The 835-nt window shown below is 42.6% G+C and carries 1 protein-coding gene; it reads right to left on the minus strand.

Translation table 11 applies throughout. From position 1 onward, the window contains the following. A partial coding sequence (locus R8O11_RS26425; RefSeq protein WP_412035078.1) for an ABC transporter transmembrane domain-containing protein occupies positions 1-835 on the minus strand: 835 nt, incomplete at both ends.

Genomic DNA, 835 nt, shown 5'->3' on the forward strand with positions numbered 1-835 from the left:
CAACTGCTCTTTGATTGAATCAATGCTTGCGAGATATAGAACAGCAACAATCGCAAATGATGCAATCATTTGAATGGTTGGGTTTGCCGCAGCCTGAGCCGTTACCAACTTCATGCTTTGTTGACGCATTTGGTTGCTGACTTTATCAAAACGTTGACGTTCAATGTCTTGACCACCGTAGCTCAATACGACTTTGTGCCCTTTTAACATTTGCTCAGCCGATGCGGTCACATTACCCATCATCGTTTGCATGTTCTTAGAGATTTTTCTGAATCGCTTAGAAACGACACCAATACCCCAAGCAACCACAGGCGCTACAGCAAACAGCACTAATGACAACTGCCAGCTGTTGTAAAACATCAGAACAAGCAAACCAATAATGCTTGCGCCTTCACGTACGATGCTCACTAACGCTTGGCTCGTCGCCGCAGAGACTTGCTCTGAATCGTAAGTGATTCGAGAAAGCAAGTTACCCGTTTTTTCTTTGTCAAAGTACGATACAGGCATGTGCATAAAGTGATTAAACACCATGCGTCGTACTAGCATCACCACATTGCCAGAAACCCAACTCAAACAATACGTGGAGACAAAACCACTCGTGCCACGAATGAACATCATGACAAATATAATTAAAGGAAGTGTACGTAGAAAATCAGAATCCGCATTACCAAAACCTTCATCGAGAAGCGGTTTTAGTAGGGAAATCATATAAGTATCAGAGATAGCATTAATCACTAATGCAATGACGGCAACGATAAGGCCAGACTTGTAAAGGCGGATAAATTGCCAAAGACGTTTAAACGTCTGCCAAGTCGTTTCATCAGTATTTATCGAC

Source organism: Vibrio sp. 1288, from assembly GCF_033344475.1.